At 71.5% G+C, this 25,086-nt stretch carries 27 protein-coding genes; 14 read left to right on the top strand and 13 right to left on the bottom strand.

Annotated elements, in window-relative coordinates:
- Positions 1 to 157 precede the first annotated feature (157 nt).
- Entirely contained in the window at positions 158 to 568 is a 411-nt protein-coding gene (locus VFZ92_RS23355) for a hypothetical protein (protein WP_330878149.1), read from the top strand.
- A gap of 59 nt (positions 569 to 627) precedes the next feature.
- Here the strand turns inward: VFZ92_RS23355 and VFZ92_RS23350 are convergent, their stop codons facing one another.
- Complete coding sequence (locus VFZ92_RS23350) at positions 628 to 2,472, bottom strand: ABC transporter ATP-binding protein (protein ID WP_330878148.1); 1,845 nt, start codon at positions 2,470 to 2,472, stop codon at positions 628 to 630.
- Entirely contained in the window at positions 2,469 to 4,262 is a 1,794-nt protein-coding gene (locus tag VFZ92_RS23345) for an ABC transporter ATP-binding protein (protein ID WP_330878147.1), read from the bottom strand. The genes VFZ92_RS23350 and VFZ92_RS23345 overlap by 4 nt, the downstream gene beginning before the upstream one ends.
- A gap of 91 nt (positions 4,263 to 4,353) precedes the next feature.
- On the opposite strand from VFZ92_RS23345, the gene VFZ92_RS23340 reads away from it, so the two are divergent.
- Positions 4,354 to 4,584 carry a hypothetical protein gene (locus tag VFZ92_RS23340; RefSeq protein WP_330878146.1) on the top strand — a complete coding sequence of 77 codons (231 nt, stop codon included), beginning with the start codon at positions 4,354 to 4,356 and terminating at the stop codon, positions 4,582 to 4,584.
- Between the two features lie 13 nt (positions 4,585 to 4,597).
- Here VFZ92_RS23340 and VFZ92_RS23335 read toward each other — a convergent pair whose 3' ends face one another.
- From VFZ92_RS23335 to VFZ92_RS23315, 5 genes are all read right to left on the bottom strand, one after another.
- Positions 4,598 to 5,032 (bottom strand): hypothetical protein, encoded by a 435-nt coding sequence (locus VFZ92_RS23335; protein ID WP_330878145.1) that lies wholly within the window; start codon positions 5,030 to 5,032, stop codon positions 4,598 to 4,600.
- Entirely contained in the window at positions 5,025 to 5,402 is a 378-nt protein-coding gene (locus tag VFZ92_RS23330) for a hypothetical protein (RefSeq protein ID WP_330878144.1), read from the bottom strand. Before VFZ92_RS23330 ends, VFZ92_RS23335 begins: the two co-directional genes overlap by 8 nt.
- A 537-nt stretch (positions 5,403 to 5,939) precedes the next feature.
- Positions 5,940 to 6,815, bottom strand: coding sequence for a septation protein SepH (gene sepH / locus VFZ92_RS23325; RefSeq protein ID WP_330878143.1), 876 nt, complete (start codon positions 6,813 to 6,815; stop codon positions 5,940 to 5,942).
- Positions 6,816 to 6,911: 96 nt separating this feature from the next.
- On the bottom strand, positions 6,912 to 8,093 hold the full coding sequence (locus tag VFZ92_RS23320; protein ID WP_330878142.1) for a sensor histidine kinase: 1,182 nt from the start codon (positions 8,091 to 8,093) through the stop codon (positions 6,912 to 6,914).
- The gene (locus VFZ92_RS23315) at positions 8,090 to 8,749 is read right to left on the bottom strand and encodes a response regulator transcription factor (RefSeq protein WP_330878141.1); all 660 of its coding nucleotides are present in this window, start codon (positions 8,747 to 8,749) and stop codon (positions 8,090 to 8,092) included. Before VFZ92_RS23315 ends, VFZ92_RS23320 begins: the two co-directional genes overlap by 4 nt.
- 142 nt (positions 8,750 to 8,891) lie before the next feature.
- Here VFZ92_RS23315 and VFZ92_RS23310 point away from each other — a divergent pair, with 142 nt between their 5' ends.
- The 4 genes from VFZ92_RS23310 to VFZ92_RS23295 all read left to right on the top strand — a co-directional run bounded on the left by VFZ92_RS23310 (position 8,892) and on the right by VFZ92_RS23295 (position 12,376).
- On the top strand, positions 8,892 to 9,443 hold the full coding sequence (locus VFZ92_RS23310; protein ID WP_330878140.1) for a hypothetical protein: 552 nt from the start codon (positions 8,892 to 8,894) through the stop codon (positions 9,441 to 9,443).
- Complete coding sequence (locus VFZ92_RS23305) at positions 9,436 to 10,518, top strand: peptidoglycan-binding domain-containing protein (RefSeq protein ID WP_330878139.1); 1,083 nt, start codon at positions 9,436 to 9,438, stop codon at positions 10,516 to 10,518. The genes VFZ92_RS23310 and VFZ92_RS23305 overlap by 8 nt, the downstream gene beginning before the upstream one ends.
- Positions 10,515 to 11,195, top strand: a complete 681-nt coding sequence (locus VFZ92_RS23300) for an ABC transporter ATP-binding protein (RefSeq protein WP_330878138.1) — start codon at positions 10,515 to 10,517, stop codon at positions 11,193 to 11,195. The genes VFZ92_RS23305 and VFZ92_RS23300 overlap by 4 nt, the downstream gene beginning before the upstream one ends.
- 65 nt (positions 11,196 to 11,260) lie before the next feature.
- The gene (locus VFZ92_RS23295) at positions 11,261 to 12,376 is read left to right on the top strand and encodes an ABC transporter permease (RefSeq protein ID WP_330878245.1); all 1,116 of its coding nucleotides are present in this window, start codon (positions 11,261 to 11,263) and stop codon (positions 12,374 to 12,376) included.
- A gap of 134 nt (positions 12,377 to 12,510) precedes the next feature.
- Here VFZ92_RS23295 and serC read toward each other — a convergent pair whose 3' ends face one another.
- From serC to VFZ92_RS23270, 5 genes are all read right to left on the bottom strand, one after another.
- Positions 12,511 to 13,647 carry a phosphoserine transaminase gene (serC, locus tag VFZ92_RS23290; protein ID WP_330878137.1) on the bottom strand — a complete coding sequence of 379 codons (1,137 nt, stop codon included), beginning with the start codon at positions 13,645 to 13,647 and terminating at the stop codon, positions 12,511 to 12,513.
- Positions 13,648 to 13,758: 111 nt separating this feature from the next.
- A complete protein-coding gene (locus VFZ92_RS23285) occupies positions 13,759 to 14,379 on the bottom strand; it encodes a response regulator transcription factor (protein WP_330878136.1) in 621 nt (206 codons plus the stop codon).
- Positions 14,376 to 15,500, bottom strand: a complete 1,125-nt coding sequence (locus VFZ92_RS23280; protein WP_330878135.1) for a sensor histidine kinase — start codon at positions 15,498 to 15,500, stop codon at positions 14,376 to 14,378. Before VFZ92_RS23280 ends, VFZ92_RS23285 begins: the two co-directional genes overlap by 4 nt.
- Positions 15,485 to 16,273 (bottom strand): ABC transporter permease, encoded by a 789-nt coding sequence (locus VFZ92_RS23275; RefSeq protein ID WP_330878134.1) that lies wholly within the window; start codon positions 16,271 to 16,273, stop codon positions 15,485 to 15,487. Before VFZ92_RS23275 ends, VFZ92_RS23280 begins: the two co-directional genes overlap by 16 nt.
- Positions 16,270 to 17,103, bottom strand: a complete 834-nt coding sequence (locus VFZ92_RS23270; protein WP_330878133.1) for an ABC transporter ATP-binding protein — start codon at positions 17,101 to 17,103, stop codon at positions 16,270 to 16,272. Before VFZ92_RS23270 ends, VFZ92_RS23275 begins: the two co-directional genes overlap by 4 nt.
- A 538-nt stretch (positions 17,104 to 17,641) precedes the next feature.
- Here VFZ92_RS23270 and VFZ92_RS23265 point away from each other — a divergent pair.
- The 3 genes from VFZ92_RS23265 (at position 17,642) to VFZ92_RS23255 (ending at position 19,689) form a co-directional block, all read left to right on the top strand.
- Positions 17,642 to 18,634, top strand: a complete 993-nt coding sequence (locus VFZ92_RS23265; RefSeq protein WP_330878132.1) for a hypothetical protein — start codon at positions 17,642 to 17,644, stop codon at positions 18,632 to 18,634.
- Between the two features lie 23 nt (positions 18,635 to 18,657).
- Positions 18,658 to 18,921, top strand: a complete 264-nt coding sequence (locus VFZ92_RS23260; protein WP_330878131.1) for a hypothetical protein — start codon at positions 18,658 to 18,660, stop codon at positions 18,919 to 18,921.
- An 87-nt stretch (positions 18,922 to 19,008) separates the two neighbouring features.
- Positions 19,009 to 19,689, top strand: a complete 681-nt coding sequence (locus VFZ92_RS23255; RefSeq protein WP_330878130.1) for a hypothetical protein — start codon at positions 19,009 to 19,011, stop codon at positions 19,687 to 19,689.
- A 310-nt stretch (positions 19,690 to 19,999) separates the two neighbouring features.
- On the opposite strand, the gene VFZ92_RS23250 is transcribed toward VFZ92_RS23255, so the two are convergent.
- A complete protein-coding gene (locus tag VFZ92_RS23250) occupies positions 20,000 to 21,130 on the bottom strand; it encodes a citrate synthase 2 (RefSeq protein ID WP_414719983.1) in 1,131 nt (376 codons plus the stop codon).
- Between the two features lie 184 nt (positions 21,131 to 21,314).
- Here VFZ92_RS23250 and VFZ92_RS23245 point away from each other — a divergent pair, with 184 nt between their 5' ends.
- From VFZ92_RS23245 to ureG, 5 genes are read left to right on the top strand one after another with little or no spacing between them, the layout of a single operon-like run.
- A complete protein-coding gene (locus tag VFZ92_RS23245; RefSeq protein ID WP_330878129.1) occupies positions 21,315 to 21,617 on the top strand; it encodes an urease subunit gamma in 303 nt (100 codons plus the stop codon).
- A gap of 10 nt (positions 21,618 to 21,627) precedes the next feature.
- On the top strand, positions 21,628 to 21,933 hold the full coding sequence (locus VFZ92_RS23240; RefSeq protein ID WP_330878128.1) for an urease subunit beta: 306 nt from the start codon (positions 21,628 to 21,630) through the stop codon (positions 21,931 to 21,933).
- Positions 21,930 to 23,633 (top strand): urease subunit alpha, encoded by a 1,704-nt coding sequence (locus tag VFZ92_RS23235; protein WP_330878127.1) that lies wholly within the window; start codon positions 21,930 to 21,932, stop codon positions 23,631 to 23,633. Before VFZ92_RS23240 ends, VFZ92_RS23235 begins: the two co-directional genes overlap by 4 nt.
- Entirely contained in the window at positions 23,633 to 24,313 is a 681-nt protein-coding gene (locus tag VFZ92_RS23230) for an urease accessory protein UreF (protein ID WP_330878126.1), read from the top strand. Before VFZ92_RS23235 ends, VFZ92_RS23230 begins: the two co-directional genes overlap by 1 nt.
- Positions 24,303 to 25,004, top strand: coding sequence for an urease accessory protein UreG (gene ureG / locus VFZ92_RS23225; RefSeq protein ID WP_330878125.1), 702 nt, complete (start codon positions 24,303 to 24,305; stop codon positions 25,002 to 25,004). Before VFZ92_RS23230 ends, ureG begins: the two co-directional genes overlap by 11 nt.
- The last annotated feature ends 82 nt before the right edge of the window (positions 25,005 to 25,086 follow it).

Raw genomic sequence — 25,086 nt, 5'->3', positions numbered from 1 at the left:
GAGGAGCATCCGGCCTGGTCACCGGCCGGTGACGGCTCGCGGCCCCGGTTCGGTCACCTTGCGAGCCCCGCTGGTTCCCAAAAGGGGCGATAATGGTCGGTCCACCTTGCGCTAGGGCGCACGGTGCCCACCGACCAGCGGAGAGGGGTGGCGAGCGATGAGCTGGAACGTGCTGCTGAGCGTGGTGCCCGAAGGCTTCGAGTCGATGGAGGACCTCCCGAGGGACTTCCGACCCCCGCCGATCGGTCCCCACGGCGCCGTCGAGGACGCGCTCCGCAGAGCCGTGCCCGCGATCGACCTGGCCGACGTGAACTGGGGCGTCATCGACGGCCCCGGCTGGTCGGTCGAGGTGAACATCGGCAGGGCCGACCCGGTCGACACGATCATGCTGCACATCAGGGGCGGCGGTGACGACGCGCTGCCCGTGGTGTTCCAGGTGGCGGGGGAGCTGGGGTGCCGTCCGCTGGACATGTCGACGGGCGAACTGCTGGAGTCGGACAGCGCCGCCGACGGTTGGTGGGGCTTCCAGGAGTACCGGGACGGGGTCGTGCGGGAAGACGAGCGGTGAGCCGGCCGGACGCGCGGGGGTGGAGGCCCCGGTGTGCCGGGGCCTCCACCACGACCCGCTCACGCCAGCGAGTCGGTCCAGGCGTTGTGCAGCGCCGCGAAGCGGCCGTCCTCGCCGATCAGGGCGGCCGGTGAGCCGTCCTCGACGATCCGGCCCGCGTCGACGACCAGGACGCGGTCGGCGATCATCACGGTGGACAGGCGGTGGGCAATGATGAACGCCGTCCGGTCCGCCAGCACCGTCTCCAGGGCCGCCTGCACGGCCCGTTCGGTGGGCACGTCGAGGCTCGACGTGGCCTCGTCCAGGACCAGCACCGCCGGGTCGGCGAGGAAGGCCCTGGCGAAGGCGATCATCTGGCGCTGGCCCGCCGACAGCCTGCCGCCCCGCTTGCGGACGTCCGTGTCGTAGCCGTCCGGGAGCGCGGCGATGAACTCGTGCGCACCGACCCCGGCCGCCGCGGCCTCCACCTCGGCGCGCGTGGCGTCGGGCTTGGCCAGGGCGATGTTGTCCGCGACCGAGCCCGCGAACAGGAAGTTCTCCTGCGTCACCATGACCACCGCGCGGCGCAGGTCGGCGTCGGCCAGGTCCCGCAGGTCCTCGCCGTCCAGCGTCACCGCCCCGCCGGTCGGGTCGTAGAAGCGGGCCACGAGCTTCGCCAACGTCGTCTTGCCCGCACCGGTCGCGCCGACGAGCGCCACCGTCTGCCCCGCCGGCACGTGCAGGTCGAACTCCGGCAGCACGAGCGCCGTGCCCGCGGAGTAGCGGAACTCCACGTCGGCGAACCGGACGTCGCCGGTCGCGCGCCCCAGCGGCTTCGGGTGCTCGGGCTCGGGCACCGACGGCACCTCCTCCAGGACGCCGGAGATCTTCTCCAGCGCGGCCTGCGCCGCCGAGTACGCGTTGGTGAACATCGCGATGTCGTCGAACGGGTCGTAGAACCGCCGCAGGTACAGGGTGAACGCCGCCAGCGCGCCGATCTCCAGCTGACCCTCCGCGACCCGCCACGCGCCGAACGCGAGGATGACCGCCAGCGACACGTTGCCGATCAGCCGCACCAGCGCCGTGAACGTCGCCATGACGCGGAACGCGTCGGCGTTCGCGTCGCGGAACGTCCCGTTCAGCTCACCGATGATCTTCTCGTTGCGGTCCTCGCGGCGGAACGCCTGGACCGCGCGGATGCCGTTCATCGTCTCGACGAACTGCACGATGATCTTCGCGATGGCGCCCCGCGTGCCCCGGTACGCGGTCGTCGAGCGGGCCCGGAACCACCGCACGAGCAGCAGCAGCGGCACGAACCCGAACAGCACGACCAGTGCCATCGGCACGTCGAGGTACAGCAGCACCACGGAGATGCCGACCACCGACAGCAGTGACGTCAGCAGCCCGTCCAGGCCCTCTTCGAGCAGGTCCTGCAACGTGTCCACGTCGCTGGTCATCCGCGAGATGACCTTGCCGGAGGTGTACTTCTCGTGGAACCCGATCGACAGGGTCTGCACGTGCCGGAACACCCGGCCGCGCAGGTCGAGCAGCAGGTCCTGGCCGACCCGGCCGGTGAGCCGGACGAACGAGTACCGCAGCACCGTCGCCAGCAGCCCGGTCGCCGCGTACGCGCCGACGCACCAGGCCAGCACCGTCGGGTCGCCGCCGACGGCCGCGGGCACACCGCGGTCGATGGCGGCGGCGATGATCAGCGGCCCGGCCAGGTTCGCCACGTTCTCCAGCACCACGACCACCAGCGCCAGCACCGCGAGCCCGGCGTGCGGGCGCAGCAGCGACCCGAGCAGCCTGCGCGACCGCGCCTGGAGCTTCAGGCCGGTGCGGTAGTCCAGCTCGTCGATCTCCTCGGCCGCGACGCCGCGCCACGACTCCTCGTCGGCCGGAACAGCCGTCGTCTCGGTGCTCACAGCGCCGCCACCTCCTCCTCTTCGTCCATCGTGGACAGCAGCCTGCGGTACTCCGCGTTGTCCGCCAGCAGGTCGTGGTGCCTGCCGACCGCCGCGATCCGGCCGTCGACCAGCATCGCCACCCGGTCCGCCAGCTGCACCGTGCTCGGCCGGTGCGCCACGACCAGCGCCGTCACGCCGTGCAGCACGCGCCGCAGCGCACCCTCCACCTCGGCCTCGGTGTGCACGTCGAGCGCGGACAGCGGGTCGTCCAGCACCAGCACCGCCGGGTGCCCGACGACCGCGCGCGCCAGCGCCAGCCGCTGCCGCTGACCGCCGGACAGGGACATGCCCTGCTCGCCGATCCGCGTCTCCAGGCCCCACGGCAGCGCCTCGACGAACTCCTCCGCCTTCGCCACCCGCAGCGCCTCGCGCACCTTGGCGTCGTCCAGCTCGTCGCTGCCCAGAGCCACGTTCTCCCGCACGCTCGCGGAGAACAGCACCGGCTCCTCGAACGCCGCGCCGATCGTGCCGCGCAGGTCCTCCAGGCTCAGGTCGCGCACGTCGACCCCGTCGATCGTCACGCGACCCGACGTCACGTCGTACAGCCTCGGCACGAGCGCCGTCAGCGTCGTCTTGCCCGAGCCCGTCGCCCCGACCAGCGCCACGGTCTCGCCGGGCACGAGGTCGAGGTCGATGCCGCGCAGCACCTCCTCGTCGGCACCCGGATAGGCGAAGCGCACGTCCTCGAACCGCACGTGGCCGCGCACCGGCTCGGCCAGCGCCCTCGGCTCCGCCGGGCTGGTGATGGTGATCGGCGCGTCCAGCACCTCGTGGATCCGCTCCGTCGCCGACGACGTCTGGTTCGTCTCGGCCAGCAGCCAGCCGATCGAGTCGACCGGCCACCGCAGGTACGCGCTCACCGCGACCGCCGCGACCAGCGTGCCGATCGTCGTCGTGCCGTTGGTGATCCCGATCGTGCCCACGGCGAGCTGCGCGGCGATGCCCAGCTCGGGCATCACGATCAGCACGGCCCACAGCAGCGCGAAGATCTTCACCTTCGCCAGCTCGGTGTCCCGCAGCTCCCGCGCCCGCGCGGAGAACCGCTCGCTCAGGGCCGGTCCGCGCCCGAACGCCTTGAGCACGCGGATCCCGAGCACGGACTCCTCGACGGTCGTGGTCAGGTCGCCCGCCTGGTCCTGCGCGCGCCGGGCCACGACCTTGAACCGGGACTCGAACAGGTACGACATGAGCACCAGCGGCAGCGTGCAGCACAGCGCGACCGCCCCCAGCAGCGGTGACAGCCAGAACAGCACGCCGAGGCCGATCACGACGATCGTCGTGTTCACCACCAGGAAGATCACCGCGAACGCCACCCAGCGCCGCACCGTGGCGACGTCGGTGGAGGCCCGCGACAGCAGCTGACCCGACTGGTAGCGGTCGTGGAACGACACCGGGAGCCGCTGGAGCTTCCGGTAGATGTCCGCGCGCAGGTGCGCCTCGACCTCGGCGGCCGGGCGCGCGATCAGCCTGCGCCGCGCGTAGAACAGCGCCGCCTCCGCGCAGCCCAGCACGAGGACGAGCAGCACGAGCCAGGGCAGCGACGACAGGTCGCGCTGGGCGATCGGCCCGTCCACGATCCGTTGGGTGATCAGCGGAATGCCGAGGCCGCACAGCATCGCCACCAGGGTGGCGCACATGCTGAGCAGCAGCGGCTTCCGCACCGGCTTGACGTACGGCCACAGCCTGCGCAAGGTGGCGGCCGTGGAAGTACTTTGGTCCTTCACGAGCTTGGTCCCCCTCTGATCCACCACGACAGTACGAAGGAGGACCGACACTCGGCATCCGCTTTTCCGCTCAGCCGTACTCTGCAAGCTCGACCAAGCTGGAGGTCAAGAGCCGATGACGAGCGTTGACGAGGTCCGCTACCTCAGAACTGAGCCGAGCATGGCTTTTCCGCACGGCAGGCTGCTGGCGCTGCGCGGCGAGACCCTGCACGTGCTGGCCCCGGACGGGTGGGACCGGGTCGCGCGCACGGCGGCGGGCGCGCGCTCGATCACCCGCGAGGAGGCGGAGGACTGGTGCGAGAGGGAGGGCTGGAACCCGGACCTGCTGGACGCGGTCCCGTACTAGCGTCCCGTGCCGGTCAGGACTTCTTCTTGCGCAGCATGGCGGGCGCGGTCAGCAGCGCGGCCAGCCCGTAGCTGGCGCCCGCCAGGATCGCCTGGACGGTCCACTTGCCGCCCATCCACGCCAGCTCGTCGGGGAGCTTGAAGTACTGCACGAGGCCCATGACCACCGGTCCGAGCAGCACGATGGGCCACACCGGGCGGATCTTGAGCAGCCACAGCACCGGTCCGGCCAGCAGCACGCTGACCAGCAGCGCGACCGGCAGCCCGATGAGGAGCAGCAGGACGAACTCGCCCAGGTCCGTGCTGTCGAGGATGGACCGGAGCTTCTCGGACTGGAACGCGGCCACCCAGCCCAGCAGCAGCGCGGCCCCGACGGCGGCCGACACCACGACCCGGAGGAACACCTTCAGGGCGAGCCTGTTCGAGGTGGGACGGGGTGTGTCAGTCACGGGCAGCAGTCTCGCTCACTCGTCGGGTCCCTGTCACTGCCGCCGCGACCGCGAAGCCCAGGGCTCCGGTCACGATTTCGCCAGCCGGGACGGTGATCCAGATGGTCAAGAGCATGAGGATGGCTGTCAGGAGGGTGCCGGTGGTCGCGGCGAGCGCCGGACGGGTGAGGTGCGTTGCCCGGTACACCAGGTAGGCGACCAGACCACCCAGGACGACGGCGATCGGCATCGCTATGACGCCCATGCCGAGGCAGTCGAAGTCGTCCGTCGAGCAGACGGCGCCCGAGGCGATGAGTTCTCTCGTTGCCCACCAGAGGGCTCCGAGTAACGCGCCTGTCGCTGCGGCTATCGCTGTTCGTCGGCCGTCCATGGGATTTGCTTACCCGGATGGGTGATGAGTTAAACGTGGGTCTCGGAGGCCTGGGGTGGGGGCTTGGTGCGAGGGCTTGGTGCGGGGGTGTGGTCGATGTGACTTGGGGCCCCTTGATTTGCCCCTTCGTCGGGCCAAAAGGGGCAGGTGGGAAGCCCTTGGCCCGACAAATTTTAAGGGGCAAATCCCCCAAGTCACATCGACCACGCTTGCGTGCTGACGGAAAAAGCAGGCGACTTCGCCCAGGTAGATACCCTGGCTCTGTGGTTGATTGACCGACTTGTCGTCACGTGCTGGACGCGAAGCGGTCGATTTTACTTGGGGATTTGAGCCTTGAAATTGATGATCGGGCAGGCTTTCGGGGCTGCCGTTTGTCCCGATCAAAGGCTCGGATGAGGGGTCCCCAAGTCACATCGGCCGAACACCCGACCACCTCAAGCGAACCGGCCGGACCTCCGAAAACGAACCGGCCAGACCTCCGAAAACGAAACGGCCCGCCACCGGAACCCCGGCAGCGGGCCGCTCCCCACGTCGAACTCAGCCGCGATGCGACCGAACTCCCAACAGCACGTCCTCCCACGACGGCACGATGGGATGCGTCTTCTTGCCCCTCTTCGGCGGTTCCTTCCGCACCGGAGGAGCAACGGGCACCTCGGCGGCCGGAGCCTCGACCACCGGCTCGGGCTCCGCGACAGGCTGCTCGGGCACCACCGGAGCCGGAGCGGGCTCCTCCTTCGCGAGGATCTCCGGCTCCACCTCCTCCCTCGCGGGCTGGGCTTCCAGCGCCTGCCTGGCCAGTTGCGTCACCGGGCGAACGGTCCGCAGGGTTCGGTTCGGGTTCGGGTCCATGAGGTCCACGGCCGCCTCGTCGAGCGCGGTGACCGTGCCGCCGTGCGCGCCGGGGTGGAAGGCCCAGTGCGCGATGTTGTCCGAACGGCCCGCGGTCCAGTGCATCTGCACGACCCACTTGCCGTCCTCGCCCCGCCACGAGTCCCAGCCGACGTCGGTGTAGTCCTGGCCGCGCAGCCCGAAGGAGTGCGCGACGACCTCGCCGAGCGTCTGCACGTCCGGACCGTCCTCGCGGACGGGGTGGGCGCGCTGTGCCAGGTCAGCGGTGCGGGAGCGCTCCAGCAGCACGGGGTAGGCGTACCGCTCGACGCGGTGCGACGGCAGACCGGACGCGGCGGCCACCTGCTCGACCGACTCGCCCGCGCGGATGCGGGCCTGGATCTCCCGAGGACGCATCTGGCTCTCGACCTCGATCTGGATCTGCCCGAGCCGGGTCAGGTCGCCGCGCGCGGCGGCCCTGAGGCGCTCGTCAGCGGGAAGCAGAAAGCGCTCGCCGCCGGACGGGTCCTCGCAGATGACGGACTTGCCGTCTTCGTCGAGCCCGATGACTCGCAGCGCTCGCATCCTGGCCTCCCCTATTTTGTTCCACCTCGCCAAGCAAAGACGTTAAACCGGCGAGCCTCCTTGACGAGGGAGACTCGCCGTGCCCATGGGTCTACTTCACCCGATCTTGCCGTAGATCGGTGGTACGCGCACGTCCGTTACCGGAAGGTTCACCTCCAGGAGCAGCCCTCCGCCCGAGTTGGGCCTTGCCGTGACGGACCCGTCGTGGGCTGCGGCGATGGACCGGACGAGCGAGAGGCCCAGTCCCGTCCCCTCAGCGGCCAACCGCTCGGTCCGGTACCGCCGAAAGGGTTCGAACAGGCCGGGGACCACCTCGGCCGGGATCGGTTCACCCGTGTTGACCACCCGCAACGCGGGTTCGGAGCCGATCTCGACGCGCACCGTGCCGCCCGGTTTGTTGTAGAGGATCGCGTTGCGGACGAGGTTCGACACGAGGTGCGAGAGCAGCACCGGGTCGCCGGTGACGACCCGCCGGGCCGACGAGACGAGCACCCGCACGTGGCGTGAACTGGCCGGCTCGGCACAGGTCGCGACCACGTCCGCCACGACTTCGTGCAGCCGAACCGGCTCCCGGCTGCTCAGTCCCCGGTCGCTCCGCGCGAGCAGCAGCAGCCCGTCGATGAGCCTCTCGCTCCGCTCGTTCGTGCCGAGCAGGTGCGTGCCGAGCCGCGTCAGCTCCGGCGGGGCGTCCGGCGCGCCCATCGCGACCTCGATCAGCGTCCGCTGCACGGCGAGCGGTGTGCGCAGCTCGTGCGAGGCGTTCGCGACGAACCGCTTCTGGCTGTCGAACGCCCCCGCGAGCCGGTCCAGCATCCCGTCGAACGTGTCGGCGAGGTCCTTCAGCTCGTCGTCCGGGCCCTCGTGGTTGATCCGCCTGCCCAGGTTGTCCGCCCCGAGCTGGTGGGCCGTGTTGGTGATCGAGTGCAGCGGCTGGAGCACCCGGCTCGCCATGAGCCAGCCCAGCCAGACCGCGAGCACGACCGTGATCACCAGCGCGACGGCCGACTGCACCAGCAGGGTGCTGAGCGCCGACTCGCGGTAGTCCTCGACCGTGGTGAGCGCGGTCGACGTGTCCGTCCGCTCGGGGTAGGTGGGCCCGCCGACGGGGTAGCCGGGCAGCGCCTCGGCCGCGCGCACGGCGAGGAAGTTGTCCGGGTCCGGCAGTGTCGCGGCGACCAGCAGGTAGTTGGTGAGCAGCAGCGCCGAGCCCGCCAGCGCGAACAGACCGCCGTACCAGGCCGTGAGCCGGGTGCGGACCGACAGCCGCAGCTCCCTCACGACGTGAACCGGTAGCCCGCGCCGGGCACCGTCTCGATCACCTGGGGCGTCCCGAGCTTGCGGCGCAGCGTCATCATCGCCACCCGGACCGCGTTGGTGAACGGGTCGGCGTGCTCGTCCCAGGCCTTCTCCAGCAGCGACTCCGGGCTCACCACCGCTCCCTCCGCCCGCATCAGCACCTCCAGCACGGCGAACTCCTTCGGGGACAGCGCCACGAACCGGCCGTCGCGCGACACCTGGTGGCGGGGCAGGTCCAGGACGACCCCCGCGCGCTCCAGGACGGGCGGCAGCGCGGGCCGGGCCCGGCGGGCGAGCGCCCGCACCCGCGCCACCAGCTCGGCGAACGCGAACGGCTTGGTCAGGTAGTCGTCGGCGCCGACACCGAGACCCGCGACCCGGTCGTCCACCTCGGCCGCCGCGGTGAGCATCAGCACCCGCGCCTCGCCGCCCGCCGCCAGCACCGCCTCGCACACCCGGTCGCCGTGCACGACCGGCAGGTCGCGGTCCAGCACGACCACGTCGTAGTCGTGCACGCCGACGCGTTCCAGCGCCTCCCCGCCGTCGTAGCAGACGTCGACCGCCATGGAGAGCCTGCGCAACCCCTCGGCGATCGAGTCCGCGAGCAGACGTTCGTCCTCGACCACCAGCACGCGCATGGGCCCAGTGTCGCGGAAAGGGGCATAAGCGCTGGATAAGGCACTTCGCTTAACGCCCCGAAATCCCCCTCTCCGTAGAACTTCAACCGCGGCGGGGCCGAGATCGGGGAACGGCCCCGCCGACCACCACGAGGAGGAACGCATGAAGGTGAAGTTGGCCGCAGGCCTGCTGGTGCCCGTGCTGTTCGCGCTGGTCACGGGATGCGGGAGCGGTGACGGCGGCAGCAGGGTCGCGTCGGTGAACTCCGGTGCCCCGTCGTCGAGCGGGGAACAGCCGAAGGGCGCCAACCTCGACCCGGCGGACGAGGACAAGATCCGCGAGTTCGCCAAGTGCATGAGGGAGAACGGCGTCGACATGCCGGACCCCCAGGGCGGCGGGATCGTGGCAGCGGCGCCCGCCGAGGGGGACGTGGAGGCCATGAACAAGGCCCACGAGGCGTGCAAGGAGTTCCTCCCGAACGGCGGCGAGTACAAGGAGCCGAGCCAGGAGGAGAAGGACAAGATGCGCGAGCAGGCCAAGTGCATGCGCGAGCACGGCATCGACATGCCGGACCCGGACTTCACCGGCGGCGGCGGCGAGGGCCGCACCCTCGACTTCGGTGACGACACCGAGAAGTTCGAGGAGGCCGTGAAGGCCTGCGGCATGGGCGAGGGCGGCATGGTCGCGGTCCCGGCGGTTCCGGGGAATGGCTGACCCGGCCGGGCCGACCGCACCGCGGAGGCGCAGACGGGGTCGTTGGCTGGTCGTGGTGCTCGTCGCCGTGGCCGTGCTGGGCACCGGGTCGGTGGTCGTGCTGACCAGGATCGCGGCGAACACCGCCAACGCCGCCCCGCCGAAGGCGGAGGCCCCGGAGACCGCCGAGGTCCGCAAGGGCGACCTCGCCGACCGGCAGACGGTCACCGGCGTGCTCGCCCACGGCGCCGAGCGCCCGCTCGCGGGCCGCAAGCCGGGCACCGTGACCGGGCTGCCGGACGTGGGCGCGGTGGTCGAGCGCGGCCAGACCGCGTACTCGGTGGACGCCAAGCCGGTGCCGCTGTTCTACGGCTCCCTGCCGCTCTACCGGGACCTGGCCGACGGCACCACCAGCGGACCGGACGTGAAGATCGTCGAGGAGAACCTGGAGGAGCTGGGGTTCGCCGACTTCGGCGAGCCGGACGAGCGGTTCACGGTCTGGACCGCCGCCGCGATCAAGAAGTGGCAGAAGTCGCTCGGCCTGGAGCAGACCGGTGCGCTCGGCGTGGGCGACGTCGTCGTCCAGCCCGGCCCGATCCGGGTCTCCTCCGTGACCGCGCAGCTCGGCGCCCCCAGCACCGGCGACCTGATGAAGGTCACCGCCACGACCCGCGTCGTCACCGTGCAGCTCGACTCGTCGAAGCTGCGGATCGCGAAGGTCGGCGAGAAGGTCGGGCTGACGATCACCGGCGGTGGCACCACCACCGGCACCACCGCCTCCACCAGCAAGCCGACCGAGGGCGACCAGGGCAACGGCCAGGCCAAGTCCACCGTCACCATCACCCTGGACGACCCGGCCGCCGCCGGCGGGCTGGACGCGGTCTCCGTGAGCGTCGAGTTCACCACCGGCAAGAGGGAGGGCGTGCTGGTCGTGCCGGTCGGCGCGCTGCTGGCGCTCGCCGAGGGCGGCTACGCCGTCGAGTCCGCGAGCGACCGCACCCTGATCCCGGTGAAGACCGGCCTGTTCGCCAGGGGCGAGGTCGAGGTCAGCGGCGAGGGCCTCACCGAAGGCCTGAAGGTGGTGACGACCTCGTGACGCCCGTCCTGGACGTGCGCCGGGCGGGCCGCACGTACCCCGGCGGCGTCCGGGCGCTGCGCGAGGTGTCGCTGAGCGTTCGCGACGGCGAGATGCTGGCCATCGTCGGCCCGTCCGGGTCGGGCAAGTCCACCCTGCTCCAGCTGATGGGCACGCTGGACCGGCCCACCACCGGGCACGTCCTGGTGCGCGGCCACGACGCCGCGGTGATGCCCGACCGCACGCTGTCGGCGCTGCGGTCGCGGTGGATCGGGTTCGTGTTCCAGCAGTTCTTCCTCACCGAGGGGCTGCCCGCCGTGGACAACGTGGCGTCCGGGCTGCTGTACGCCGGGGTCGCGCACCGCGAGCGGCGGCCGATGGCCCTGGAGGCGCTCGACCGGGTCGGCCTGTCGCACCGTGCCTGGCACCTGCCGAGCGAGATGTCCGGCGGGGAGCGCCAGCGCGTCGCCATCGCGCGGGCCGTGGTGAACCGGCCGTCGATCCTGCTCGCCGACGAGCCGACCGGGAACCTGGACAGCCGCAACGGCGTCGGGGTGCTCGACCTGCTCGGCGAGCTGAACGCCGACGGCACGACGATCGTGATCATCACGCACGATCGGGAGATCGCCGCGCACGCGCCCCGCCGGGTCGAGATGCTCGACGGCGCGCTGCAACTGGACACGGGGGTGGTCGTGTGACCACCACCCTGCCCCCGCCGACCAGGCTCGGGCCGCGCGACGTCGGCCGCCTCGGCGCGCACGGCATGCGCACCAAGCCGATGCGGGCCGTGCTGTCCGCGCTCGGCATCGCGATCGGCATCGCGGCGGTCGTCGCGGTCATCGGCATCCCGGCGTCGAGCGCCAGGGCGTTGAGCGACCAGCTCGCCACGCTGGGCACGAACCTGCTGCGCGCCGAACCGGGCCAGACGTTCGGCGGCGACGCGGCGAAACTCCCGACCACGGCGGTGGGGATGGCCGAGCGCATCGAGCCCGTCCAGTCCGCCAGCGGCATCGGCAAGACCGGGAAGACCGTGCGGCGCAACGACCACGTGCCCGAGGACGAGACGTCCGGCCTGGCCGTGCTCGCCGCGACGCCCAACCTGCTGGGCACCATCGGCGGGCGCGTCCGCGACGGCCGGTTCGTCGACGGCTCGACCTTCCCGTCCGTCGTGCTCGGCTCGGTCGCGGCCACCAGGCTCGGCATCACCGGGCTGGGCGGCCAGGTGTGGATCGACGGCCAGTGGTTCACCGTCGCGGGCATCCTCGACCCCATGCCGCTGGCACCGGAGATCGAGCGGTCGGTGCTGGTCGGCTGGGACGTCGCCGTCGAGCGGCTGGGCTTCGACGGCCACCCCGGCACGGTGTACGTGCGGGCCGAGGAGAACGCCGTCGAGGACGTCCGCACCGTGCTCGGCCCGACGCTGAACCCCCGACAGCCCAACGAGGTCAAGGTGGCCCGCCCGTCGGACGCGCTGGCCGCGAAGCAGCTCACCGAGAACGCCTACAGCGGCCTGTTCCTCGGACTGGGCGGGGTCGCGCTGCTGGTAGGAGGGGTGGGCGTCGCCAACACCATGGTCATCTCCGTGCTGGAGAGGCGCAGGGAGATCGGCCTGCGCCGCGCGCTCGGGGCGACGCGGCGACAGGTGCGCGGGCAGTTCCTCGCCGAATCGGTGCTGCTGTCCGGGCTCGGGGGCCTGGCGGGAGTGCTGATCGGGGTGGCGGTCACCGCAGGGTACTCGGTGAGCCAGGGGTGGCCTGCCGAGATCCCGCTGCCTGCGGTGCTCGGCGGGGTCGCGGTGTCGATGCTGGTGGGAGCCATCGCCGGGGCGTACCCGGCGGTGCGGGCCGCCAGGCTGTCACCGACGGAGGCGCTCGCGTAGTCGGTCCGGGTAGGAGGGCTTTCGCGGGGAGAGCCCTCCTGCCCGACCGCAACGCCGACGATTCCGGACTCCCCACCGCACAAGGAGAAGAGGGGGCCTCCGGCGCGGGAGGCCCCCTCTTCTCGTCCACGGGGTCAGCCGAGCTGGGAGACGACCCAGTCCACGGCCTTCGTCAGCGTGGTGACGTCCTCGGGCTCGATGGCCGAGAACATCGCGACGCGGAGCTGGTTCTTGCCGAGCTTGCGGTACGGCTCGACGTCGACGATGCCGTTGGCGCGCAACACCTTCGCCACCACGGCGGCGTCGACCTCATCGGTGAAGTTGATCGTGCCGACCACGTTCGAGCGGTGGTCGGGGTTTTCGACGTACGGGGTGGTGTACGCGGTCTTCTCGGCCCAGGAGTACAGGCGCCGCGCGGAATCCGCGGTGCGCTCGGCCGCCCAGGAGAGGCCGCCGTTGCCGTTGATCCAGTCGATCTGGTTCGCCAGCAGGAACAGCGTCGTCAGCGACGGCGTGTTGTAGGTCTGCTCCTTGGTGGAGTTGTCCAGCGCCGTCGGCAGCGACAGGAACTCCGGCACCCAGCGGCCGGACGCGCCGATCTCGCCGACCCGCTCCAGCGCAGCCGGGCTCATCAGCGCGATCCACAGGCCGCCGTCGGAGGCGAAGTTCTTCTGCGGCGCGAAGTAGTAGACGTCCGTTTCGGACACGTCGACCGCGAGGCCGCCCGCGGCGGAGGTCGCGTCGATCGCGATCAGCGCGCCGTCGGAGCCCTCGGGACGCCGCACCGGGGTCGCGACACCGGTCGAGGTCTCGTTCTGCGCCCAGCCGACGAGGTCGGTGCCCGCCTCGTAGAAGATCTCCGGCGCGGAACCCGGCTCGGCCTTCGTCACGTGCGAGTCGGCGAGGAAGGGGGCGTCGTTGGTGACCTTCGCGAACTTCGAGGAGAACTCGCCGTTCGTGAAGTGCTGCGCCCGCTCGCGGACCAGGCCGAACGCGGCCGCGTCCCAGAACGCCGTGGTGCCGCCGTTGCCGAGCACGACCTCGTAGCCCTCGGGCAGCGAGAACAGTTCGCGCAGGCCGGAACGGACCTGGCCGACCAGGGACTTCACCGGCTTCTGGCGGTGCGAGGTGCCGAGCAGCGCGGCACCCTCGGTCACCAGGGCCTGCAAGGCCTCGGGACGCACCTTGGACGGACCGCAGCCGAACCGGCCGTCGGACGGCTTCAGGTCGGCGGGCACGATCAACGTGGTCGGATCGGCGGTCTGGGTCATGTCGACGCCTCCGGGGGCGGGTTCAGGGGACTGCCTGACCGGCGCCGTTGCCGGGGGTACAAGTGTTGCAGCCGGGTGGCCGGCACGTGACGTCCGGGTGTCCCTGGTCACTCATCCGAGCACGCCGAGCGCCATGGCGGTGGTCACGGCGGCCGTCCGGTCGGACACGCCCAGCTTGCCGAACGCGCGCAGCAGGTGCGTCTTCACGGTCGCCTCCCCGATGAACAGCTCGCGCCCGATCCCCGCGTTGGACAAACCCCGTCCGACCAGCCGCAACACCTCGACCTCGCGGGCCGACAGCGCAGGTCGCACCGGGGTGCGGACCCGGCCGACGAGCTTGCCGACCACGGACGGCGCGAGCACCGTCTCCCCGCGCGCGGCGGCCCGGACCGCGGCGACCAGCTCCACCAACGGGGAGTCCTTGAGGAGGTACCCCGCCGCCCCGGCCTCGACGGCCCGGAGGATGTCGCTGTCCGTTTCGTACGTCGTCAGCACGACCACGCGACTCCGGGAACCCGAAGCGACGATCCGCGCCGTGGCCGTGGCACCGTCCACACCGGGCATCCGCAGGTCCATCAGCACCACGTCGGGCGGGTCGACCGCGACGAACTCGACCGCCTCCGCGCCGGAGGACGCCTCGCCCACGACGGTCAGGTCCGCCTCGGCGTCGAGCATCGCGTGCAGCCCCTGCCGCACCACCGGGTGGTCGTCCACCAGCAGCACCGTGATCACCGCGGCACCCGCACCGTCAGCGCCGTGCCCCGCTCGCCCACCACGTCCAGCGTCCCGCCGACCTGCTCCGCCCGCGCCCGCATCCCGCGCAGGCCGAACCCCTCCGCGCTGCTCCCGAGCCCGCGCCCGTCGTCGCGCACCGACAGCCGCACGAACTCCTCCTCGAACGCCAACTCGACCTCCACCTCGCTCGCCCCCGCGTGCTTGCGCACGTTGTGGAACGCCTCCTGCGCCGCCCGCAGCAGCACCACCTCGACCGACGTCGGCAGCGCCGCCAGCTCTCCGGTCGTCCGGTGCCGCACCACGACGCCCGCCTCCTCGCCCAGCCGTTCCGCCTGCCTGCCGATCGCCTCCACCAGCGTGGACCCGCTCAGCGCGGCGGGAGCCAGCGCGGCGACCAGCGTCCGCGCCTCCACCAGGTTCTCCCGCGCGGTCCGCAGAGCCAGGTCCAGCAGCCTCGGCGCCCCGACCGGGTTGCCCTGCGCGGCCTGCACCAGCGTGACGATGCTGGTGAAGCCCTGCGCCAGGGTGTCGTGGATCTCGCCGGACAGCCGTTCCCGCTCGGTCGCCGCGCCCGCCGCGCGCGACAGCTCCGCGTTCAGCTCCTGCGACCGCCGGAGTTCGGCCACCAGCTGCTCCTGCTCCCTGTTCTTCACCTGGATCGTGGTGATCACCCAGGCGAAGACCTGCGACAGGACGATGATCAGCAGCACGATCGGCAGGAAGTCCGCCAGCCGGTCGTGCCTGCCGAACAGGCCGATCCACGGCAGGAACGAGAGCACCGCCACCGGGGCGAGCGCCCACCGCAGCGGCAGCACCAGGTAGAACTGCGGGATCACCGCGAACAGCAGGAACGCCGCCGACGGCGTCAGCCACAGGGCCACCAGGAACAGCGCCGCCACGACCGACAGGTAGGGCACGGCCCGACCCGGCCGGTACTCGTGCCGCCACGTCGCGGCGCCCGGTCCGAACCGGAACTCCCAGGCCGCGCAGACGACCACCAGCCCGGCCGCGCCCAGCCGGTGCGGCAGCGGCGAAGCGCTGATCAGCACCATGACCGCGGCGACCAGGTAGGCCGCCGCGGCCATCCGCCGCCACGGGTCGATCACTCGTCGGTCCACCGGAAGGTCACCAGGCACAGCCCCAAGCCGACCACGCACCACGCCCCGAGCACCAGCGCGGTCGTCCCGTGCTCCCAGGTCCCGGCCATCTCCAGCGCCGCGGCCCCGTCCGGCAGGAACACCGACCGCATGCCCTGCGCGATCCACTTGAGGGGGAAGAACGACGCCACGGTCACCATCGCCGCGGGCAGCGCCACGATCGGGTTGATGAACACGCCGGAGATGAACTGGAGCCCGATGTACGGCAGGTTCATCACGGCGGGCGCGCTGCGCGCCGACCTCGCCACCGCGCTGGCCGCGATCCCCAGCAGCGAGCACGAGACCACGCCGAGCCCGAACACCCACGCGAACACCAGCCACCGCGCCGGGTCCGTCGGCAGCTCCACCCCGTGCAGCCCGACGCCGACCGCCAGCAGCAGCACCACCTCGGCCGCGCTCGCCACCGCCACCAGCGCCAGCTTGCCGAGGAAGTACGCCGCCACCGGCATCGGCGTGCCGCGCAGCCGCTTCAGCGTCCCGTCCTCGCGGTCGTTCGCCACGCTCACGCCGAGCGTGATGAACGACGTCGAGATGATGCCCGCCCCCACCATGCTCGCCGTGAAGACCTGGCTCATCGACACGTCGCCGGGCAACGCCCTGCCGCTGAACACGCTCCCCAGCAGCACCAGGATGAACGCGGGCAGCGCGAACGTGAACACGACCGCGTCCCTGCGCCGGAAGAACTCCCGCAGTTCGAGGCGGCCCCGCGCCGCGCTGGTGGTCGCCGTGCTCACGCGCGTTCTCCGATCAGGTCCAGGTAGACGTCTTCGAGGGTGGGACGCGACACCACCAGCTCGGCCGGTTCACCGTGCCGGGCGAGTTCGGCGATCAGCAGCGCGGGCTCCGCGGTGCGCCGCACCTGCGGCCCGTCGGACCCGAGCCACCGCACCGTCGCCTCGGCCGTTGCCCGGCCGCCCAACGTCGTCGGCGCGCCCTCGGCGACGATCCGCCCCCGCGCGATCACGGCCACCCGGTCGGCCAGCGCCTCGGCCTCGTCCAGGTAGTGCGTCGTCAGCAGGATCGTCGTGCCCTCGTCCGCCAGCAGCCGGATCAACCGCCAGAACCGCCGCCGCGCCTCGGGGTCGAACCCCGTCGTCGGCTCGTCCAGGAACAGCAGTTCCGGCCGACCGACGATCCCCAGCGCCACGTCCAGCCGCCGCCGCTGCCCGCCCGACAGCGTCCCGGCCCGCGCCGCGGCCTTCCCGGTCAGCCCCACCAGGTCGATCACCTCGTCGGTGGCGCGCGGGTCCGGGTAGTACCCGGCGAAGTGCGCCACCGCCTCCCGCACCGTCAGCTCGGCCGCGTCCTTCGAGGACTGCAACACGATCCCGATCCGCGCCCGCCACGCCCCCGACGGCCTGCCGGGGTCCTGCCCGAGCACCAGCACCTCACCACCGTCCCGCCGCCGGTGCCCCTCCAGGACCTCCACCGTCGTGCTCTTGCCCGCCCCGTTCGGCCCGAGCAGCGCGAACACCTCACCCGACCCGACGTCGAGGTCGATCCCGTCCACCGCGACGGCCCCCCGGTAGGCCTTCCGCAGCCCCCTGACCCTGATTGCGCTCATGGGACGAGCCTCGCGTCCCCGGAGCGTTCCGGGGACGACCTGACGACGGACCGCCGGTGTCCACCGATCGGTGGACACCGGCGGGCATCGGGCTTCCGCACGAGTTCGGGTGACTCCCACCCCGTTCGGATCAACGCAGGTGGTTTCGACGCGGTGGGTAACCACGAGCAGGCAGAAGATTGGTCCGTCCGAGATGACCGTCATGCGAGACGATAGTCGTTTCGACGGCCAGGAGGTCGAGGTGCACCAAGTTCTCTTCCTCGTGAGTGTGCTCACCGGAGCAATGGGCTTATGCCTGGTGCGCTGGGGTGGCTCAAGGCGATCACCACGCTCGTCGATCGGGCCGGCGAAGTCTTCCCAACGCCAGGTGACAAGGAAAGTACCGAGAGAAGTATTCGAAGCGGCGGAATCCGATGTGGAACGGACAAGGCCACCAGCGCCCCCGCCAGCGGAGACGCACGCCGACCGTCGCGTTTCCAAGCCACAAGGCTCGCCGCCGTCGGATGCGGGGTCCATCTCCGCGAATGACTTCCCACCCATGCCGGTGGACATCCTGTCGATCCTGGGTAGCTTGGCGCCGCGCAACGACTTTCCGCGGTTGCCGGAGTCGATGTTCGCGCACGGGGACGAGGTCCGAGTGCCTGGCAGGTGCAGGGTCGATCTTCAGCACGGTGTTCCGCCATTTCCGCCTGGACTCCCCTCCTGGTCGCCACCACGTCGCCTTGCGGGAAAACTGGGCCTTTCGCGAAAACCACTGCGCATCATCATCGTCGTTGATCCGCTGAAATCCGAGCCGGAGGACCTGCTCGGCTCGGGTCGCCGGAAGAAGGTCAGGCTCCGAACCGTCAAACTCGCCGTCCTCGGCGACGACAACAGGACGGTGACTTCCACAAACTACGTGATCCGAAAGGTGGAGGTCGAGCTGAACGGCTTCTTCGACGACCTTTCGCCCTCATCGCGGCGGGCGTTGGGCAGACTCGTCGAGTCGCCGGACGATCGTGGTGCGAATCGGGAGTTCCGCGGCAGCCTGCCCGAGCCGCCGAAGGTGAAGATCCCTGCGAGGCAGGAGCGAACGCTCGCCGAGGACGAGGCGGTGGAACTCGGACTTTGTGATGTCGTGGTGCAGGGCGATGGCAACAACGTCAGCAGCAAGAGTCGTCACGTGATCAGCAAAGCGGACATGCCGCTCGGTGTGTTGTTGAAAAACCATCCAGAACTGGCGAAAAAGTGTGCCATGGCGCTCGCGGATCCAGAACTTCGCACGGACTTCGCCAACGAAGTGGAGAAAATTGCGAAGGCAGGTGACGTCGTGGGTTGGCTCGAAGATCGCGTCTTGACGCCCCGGCTGCCATCGCCTCGCCACCAAGTGGATTCTGCGGTGATCGGCCATAATTCGACGTTCTCGAACAAGTCGAACGCACGCATACGCGCTGTTGAAGCTGGCGGCATGCGCTCTTTGCCTGCCCCAGGGGACCCGAGGAATCCTGGGTCGGCCATCGATGGAATCGCGAATCGTCGAGATCGTTTTTGATGTACTTACTATAGGAGGCTGGTGTGCGTTCTCTGGCTTGGCGTACCGCGGCGGCTCTGCTGGTCACGGGTTTGATCGTGTTCCTGGTCGTCGAAGGACTTGAACGAGCGGATCAGTGGGCGAGTGTGTTCGCGCTCTTCGTCGCTCTCGCCGCGACCACCGCTTCGATCGTGGGTAGAACCACGAGTGGGCAGAGCCAGGAACCTTCACACAGGACCACCCAGATCGGCACGGTCCACAACTACGTCCAGGGTGACCGCAACCGGGTGCGCATCACCTACGACTGATCGGTGGACACCGGCGGGCGGAATTAGGCCACCCGGCGCACCAGCACCTGGGGGACGATGGGTGTTTCGACAGGTCAGGGGCTGGCCGTGCACTACGTTCTCTTCGCCATCAGCGCGTTGGCGGGAGCGGCGGGTTTCGCGCTCCTGCGGTGGAGCGCGTCGCGCGAACAGCCCGCCGCGCCGGGGGCGGGCACCGAGCCCGCGCCTCCGCCGGTGGTGCCGGAGCCCGCCACCGAACGTCCGCCGCCGCCGAAACCGCTGCGGATCACCGTCGTCGTCGAACCGGCCGACCGGGAAGAACCTGGTCCGACGATCACGCTGCCGCCCGTCCACCTCGCCGTGCTCGGCGACCACGGCCCGAAAACCCCCACCACCTACCTCATCGAGCGCGTGCAGGTGGAGCTGAACGACTTCTTCGACGGCGTCACGGCGACACCCCGGCGGACCGCGGCCGACCTCCGCCACTGCGACGTGGTGGTGCGCACCGACGGCCCCCACAGCAGGCAGGTGGTCACCAGGGCGGCCATGCCCGTGGCGGTGCTGGTGGAGGACGAGGCCCTGGTGGAGACGTGCGCCCGCGCACTGGCCGACCCGACCCTGCGCCCGGCGTTCGCCGACCAGGTCGTCGAAGCCGTGCGCGAGGGCGGTGTGCTCGGGTGGCTGGAACGGCACGAACGGGCGCTCAGCCCGCCGCGGAGGACACGCGGACCCGGCGGACCGACGCCCGCCCACGACCTCCGACCGGCCACCGAACACCACCGGACCTGAGCCCGCACCGCACGGAGCCGGACCTGATCCCCGCACCGCACAGAGCCGGACCTGAGCCCGCGCCGCGGAGCCGGGCCTGATCCCCGCACCGCACAGAGCCGGGCCTGAGCCCGCGCCGCGGAGCCGGGCACGATCCCGCTCGGCTCGGAGCCGGACCTGAGCCCGCGCCGCGGAGCCGGGCCTGATCCCGCTACGCGGAGCCGGACCGGACCCCGACCCCGCGCGGAGCCGGACCTCGCCCCCACCCCGCGCGGAGCCGGGCCTGACCCTCACGCCGGGCGCAACCGCCCGAGCAGGCCAGGCCCGCCCGCTACGCGATCGTGTCCCAGCCCTCGACGGCCTCCGGGCCGCGGGGTGCCGGGCCCACGTACTTCGCGGACGGCCGCACCAGCCTGCCGGTGCGCTTCTGCTCCAGGATGTGCGCGGCCCACCCGGCGGTGCGGGCGCAGGTGAACATCGCGGGCATCATGTGCGGTGGCACCTGGGCGAAGTCGAGGATGACGGCGGCCCAGAACTCGACGTTGGTCTCGATGGCGCGGTCGCTGCGGCGCTCCCGCAGTTCGGCCAGCGCGGCCTGCTCCAGCGCCGCCGCGACCTCGTACCGCTCAGCCCCGAGCTGCTGGCAGGTCCGCCGCAGCACGCGGGCGCGGGGGTCCTCGGCCCGGTACACGCGGTGCCCGAAGCCCATCAGGCGGTCGCCGCGGTCGAGGATGGCGGACACGACGGCCTTCGGGTCGCCGGTCTTCTCGACCTCGTCGATCATCGGCAGCACGCGGGCGGGTGCGCCGCCGTGCAGCGGGCCGGACATCGCGCCGATGGCACCGGACATGGCGGCGGCCACGTCGGCGCCCGTGGAGGCGATGACCCTGGCGGTGAAGGTGGACGCGTTCAGGCCGTGCTCGGCGGCGGAGACCCAGTAGGCGTCCAGCGCCTGCACGTGCGCCGGGTCCGGCTCGCCGCGCCAGCGGGTCAGGAAGCGCTCGGTGACGGTCGTGCACTCGTCGATCCGCGACTGCGGGACGGCGGGCCTGCCGATGCCGCGCGCCGACTGGGCGGCGTAGGACAGGGCCATCACCGACGCGCGGGCCAGCTGCTCGCGGGCCACGTCCTCGGGGATGTCCAGCAGCGGCTGGTAGCCCCAGATGGGGGCGACCATGGCCAGCGCGGCCTGCACGTCCACCCGCACGTCACCCGTGTGCACGGGGATGGGGAACGACTCGGCGGGCGGCAGACCGGGGCCGAAGCGGCCGTCCACCAGCAGCGCCCAGACGTTGCCGAAGGTCACCCTGCCGACCAGGTCCTCGATGTCGACCCCGCGGTAGCGCAGCGCGCCGCCGTCGCGGTCCGGTTCGGCGATCTCGGTCCGGAAGGCGACCACGCCTTCGAGTCCTGGACGGAATCCGTCCGAGTCGTCCTTGGCTTCCTGCACCACCTCGTGCACGCCTCCTCCACAGACAAAACGCGGTGCGGCAACACTGCTCCCGGATCAGGGGTTCGGCAATCGCGCCGGGCGGTGTCTTGGGTCACGATCCAGTCAACGATTCAGACCAGGTCGCCCGTTCGGGTTGGTTAACGGCCTGTTTCGGGAGCCCACACCGAACGGGTCAGGTGATAGACCATGACCCATGCACCTCACACCCCACGAGCGGGACAAGCTCCTCGTCCACGTGGCGGCCGACGTGGCACGCCGGCGGCTCGAACGCGGGGTGCTGCTGAACTACCCGGAGTCGGTCGCGCTGATCACCGACCACGTGCTCGAAGGCGCGCGGGACGGCCGGACGGTGAGCGAGCTGATGCACAGCGGGCGCGCGGTGCTCAGCCGCGCCCAGGTGCAGACCGGCATCCCGGAGATGATCGAGTCCGTGCAGGTCGAGGCGACCTTCCCGGACGGCACCAAGCTCGTGACCGTGCACGACCCGATCAGCTAGAGGGGGAGCGGTGCGTCCAGGAGAGATCATCCCCGGCGCCGAGCCGGTGGAGCTGAACCCCGGCAGGCCGCGGACGGCGCTGGTCGTGGTGAACACCGCGGACCGGCCCGTGCAGGTCGGGTCGCACTACCACTTCGCGGCGGTCAACCCCGGTCTGGAGTTCGACCGGGAGGCGGCGTGGGGGCAGCGGCTGGACGTGCCCGCGGGCACGGCGGTGCGCTTCGAACCGGGCATCGAGCGCGAGGTCGTGCTCGTGCCCATCACCGGCCGCCGCGTGGTGCCCGGTCTGCGACCGGAGTGGGCGGGAGAACTGTGACGCACATCGACCGCGCGCGGTACGCCGAGCTGTTCGGGCCGACCACGGGAGACCGGATCCGCCTGGCGGACACCGACCTGCTCATCGAGGTGACCGAGGACCGCAGCCGGGGCGCGGGCGCCGGTGACGAGGTGATCTTCGGCGGCGGCAAGGTGATCCGCGAGTCGATGGGCCAGGGCGTGGCCACCCGCGCCGAGGGAGCGCCCGACCTCGTCATCACCGGCGCCGTGATCCTCGACCACTGGGGCGTCGTCAAGGCGGACGTGGGCGTGCGCGACGGCCGGATCGTCGGCATCGGCAAGGCCGGGAACCCCGACGTGATGGACGGCGTCGACCCCGCGCTGGTGATCGGCCCGTCGACGGAGGTGTTGGCGGGCAACGGGAAGATCCTCACGGCGGGCGGCATCGACTGCCACGTGCACTTCATCTGCCCGCAGATCGTGGACCAGGCGCTCGCGTCCGGCCTCACGACCCTGGTCGGCGGCGGCACCGGTCCGGCGGAGGGCACGAAGGCCACCACCGTCACGCCCGGCGCGTGGAACCTCGGCCGGATGCTGACCGCGATGGACGGCATGCCGATCAACGTGATGCTGCTGGGCAAGGGGAACACGGTCCGCGACGACGCCCTGCGCGAGCAGCTCGTCGGCGGCGCGGGCGGGTTCAAGCTGCACGAGGACTGGGGCACCACGCCCGCCGCGATCGACGCCGCGCTGCGCATCGCCGACGAGTCCGGCGTCCAGGTCGCGATCCACACGGACACGTTGAACGAGGCGGGTTTCGTCGAGTCCACCCTGGACGCCATCGGCGGCAGGTCGATCAACGCCTACCACTCCGAGGGCGCGGGCGGCGGGCACGCGCCGGACATCATCCAGGTGGTGTCGGAGCCGAACATCCTGCCGTCGTCGACGAACCCGACCCGGCCGCACACGATCAACACCCTCGAAGAGCACCTCGACATGCTGATGGTGTGCCACCACCTCAACCCGTCGGTGCCGGAGGACCTGGCGTTCGCGGAGAGCCGCATCCGGCCGACCACGATCGCCGCCGAGGACGTGCTGCACGACATGGGCGCGATCTCGATGATCAGCTCCGACTCGCAGGCCATGGGCCGCGTCGGCGAGGTCATCATCCGGACGTGGCAGACCGCGCACGTGATGCACGGCCGCCGCGGCGAGCTGGAGACGAACCTGCGCGCCCGCCGGTACGTCGCCAAGTACACGATCAACCCGGCCATCGCGCACGGCATCGACCAGGAGGTCGGCTCGGTGGAGGTCGGCAAGCTGGCCGACCTCGTGCTGTGGGAACCGAAGTTCTTCGGCGTGCGGCCGTCGGTCGTGCTCAAGGGCGGCTTCATCGCGTGGGCCGCGATGGGCGACGCGAACGCGTCCATCCCGACGCCGCAACCGGTCCTGGCCCGCCCGATGTTCGGCTCCTACCCGAGCGCCGCCGCCGCGAGCAGCGTCCACTTCGTGTCGCAGGAGGCGATCGACTCGGACCTGGCCGGACGGTTGAACCTGATGCGGACGATGCTGCCGGTGAGGAGCACCCGCCGCGTCGGCAAGGCGGACATGCTGCTCAACGACGCCATGCCGAGGGTCCGCGTCGACCCGGACAGCTTCGCCGTGCACATCGACGGCGACCTCGTCGAGCCGCAACCGGTGACCGAGCTGCCCATGGCCCAGCGCTACTTCCTGTTCTGATGGACGTCTCCGGACTGCTGCTGGCGGACTCGCGGTTCCCCGGCGGCGGGCACGTGCACTCCGGCGGCCTGGAGGAGGCCGCCGCGCGCGGGCTCGTGACGGGCGAGGCCGACCTGGCCTCGTTCCTGGTCGGCAGGCTGCGCACGGCGGGGGAGCTGGCCGCCGTGTTCGCCGCCGCGGCGGCGAGCGCCGTCCTGCGCGGCAGGACCCACTGGCTCGAACTCGACGCCGAGCTGGACGCCCGCACGCCCTCGCCCGCGCAGCGGAAGGCGTCGCGGGCGCAGGGCAGGGGCACGGCGCGGGCCGGTCTGAGGGCGTGGCCGTCGCCCGCGCTCGACCGGCTGCTCGCCGACACCCCGCGCCCGCACCACCCGGTCGTCCTCGGCGCGCTGACCGCGCTGGCGGGCGGCGAACCGCGCGACGCCGCGCTGAGCGTCTGCTACCTCGCGGTCAGCGGCCCGGCGAGCGCGGCGGTCCGGCTGCTCGGCCTCGACCCCTTCGGCGTCAACGCCGTCATCGCGCGGCTGGCCGCCGAGATGCGCGAGGTCGCCGCCACGGCGGCGAAGACGGCCGACCACGACCCGCGGGACCTGCCCGCACCCGGCGCGCCCGGCCTCGACCTGCTGGCCGAGGCGCACGACCGGCATCACCGAGAAGAGGTGCGTCTCTTTGTCAGCTGACCACGAGCACCCGGTCAACTTCGACCCCACCGACGCGGGGCACGACCCCCATCACCACCACGCGCCGATGGGGCGCGCGGTGCGGATCGGCATCGGCGGGCCGGTGGGCAGCGGCAAGACCGCCCTCACGGCCGCGCTGTGCCGGGCGCTGGGCGACACCGTGAACCTGGCGGTGGTGACGAACGACATCTACACCACGGAGGACGCGGACTTCCTGCGCAGGGCCGGCGTCCTGGCCGTCGACCGGATCGAGGCCGTGCAGACGGGCTGCTGCCCGCACACCGCGATCCGCGACGACATCACCGCGAACCTGGACGCCGTGGAACTGCTGGAGGAGCGCATCCCCGGCCTGGAACTGGTGATCATCGAGAGCGGCGGCGACAACCTCACCGCCGTGTTCAGCCGCGGCCTGGTCGACCGGCAGATCTTCGTGGTCGACGTGGCGGGCGGCGACAAGGTGCCGCGCAAGGGCGGTCCCGGCGTCACCACGGCCGACCTGCTGGTGATCAACAAGATCGACCTCGCGCCGCTGGTGGGCGCCGACCTGGTCGTGATGGCGGCCGACGCGCACCGGATGCGCGGCGACCTACCGGTGATCAGCCAGTCGCTGGTCGAGACGCCGAACGCGCCCGACGTGGCGGGCTGGGTCCGGACCCAGCTGCACGACTGCACCGCGGTGGCGGTCGGTTGACCCCCGCCCTCCGCGCGGCGGGCCGCGGCGGGAGCGGAGCCGAAGACCGGTTCCGCGCGGGCTCCGCGCGTCCCGACCCGCG

The organism is Umezawaea sp. (assembly GCF_036375055.1).
Classification (GTDB): domain Bacteria; phylum Actinomycetota; class Actinomycetes; order Mycobacteriales; family Pseudonocardiaceae; genus Umezawaea.
This window is presented reverse-complemented; position numbering and strand designations above follow the sequence as displayed.